Source organism: Shimia sediminis (assembly GCF_003990645.1).
GTDB classification, from domain to species: domain Bacteria; phylum Pseudomonadota; class Alphaproteobacteria; order Rhodobacterales; family Rhodobacteraceae; genus Shimia; species Shimia sediminis.
On sequence record NZ_RYZK01000047.1, the window covers coordinates 1 to 901 of the forward strand.

Genomic DNA, 901 nt, shown 5'->3' on the forward strand with positions numbered 1-901 from the left:
CTTTCGGATCAACTCCTTCTGTATATTTATCTTACTATATAGGTTTCTATGCACTACAAATTTATTTTGAAATAATAAAAAATTTTACATTCACATCAATCACTGAAGAGCCTCATTGGGGCAAGCCTTAAGGGTGGAAAGCATCTCAGAAAATTCTTTCAGAGGTTCACTTTCGTAATTCAGAGAAACAAGTCCTGTTGTTTTGTCCAAGAATAGAAGGTTAGACTTGCCGTTGAATGGACCAAACAGCTTAAATAAATCGGGTCTCTTTGTGTACAACGAACTTATGGAAACGAGGGCATTTTTTATTTCATCCACTTCCCCATCGCTCTTGCTGTTACTGGTTAACACCGTTCTTGAAGGTACTCGTGAAAGGTAACAGTCTGAAAATTTATCAATTGAAGCCCTTCCACCATTTGGACATAACAATTCGTAGTCTCCAGACTTCAAGTCTTTGGCCCATGATTCCAAATTTTTACCATTTGTATTGGAAAGTACTGTGTCCTGAAGGACGAAAGCAACGTCCCCAATTCCTTGTGCCAAACACCTGAAAGCACCATCGTATCCAAAATAGGATTCTGTTGAATCCCTGTTACATTTGCTGTCCAAAGAAGTACCATCGTTAGCGTCCACATTGCCCCCACAAAGACTACAAAGTTTGTCAATAACAGGGGCAGGCACATTTGTCAAATTTTTAGCCCCTGGAGCACAACTTCCCCCTGAAAAGAATTCTGAAAGGGCGGCTTCATAAGGACACCCTTCCTTTTTAATCAACTTTTGCTTAATGAGATGATAAATGGGGGCAAAGGATCCCCCTAAACTGTAAACAGCAGGATGGCAAGACTTTTTTCCTTTGAGATCGCCGATGGACTGGAATGGAGAGTGCTTTTTGACCACTGCA

Annotated in this window: 1 protein-coding gene; it reads right to left on the minus strand. The window is 40.6% G+C overall.

What is annotated here, in order from left to right:
• Positions 1-99: 99 nt before the first annotated feature.
• On the minus strand, positions 100-901 hold an 802-nt coding region (locus EK369_RS22815; protein ID WP_206198151.1), incomplete at its 5' end, for a hypothetical protein.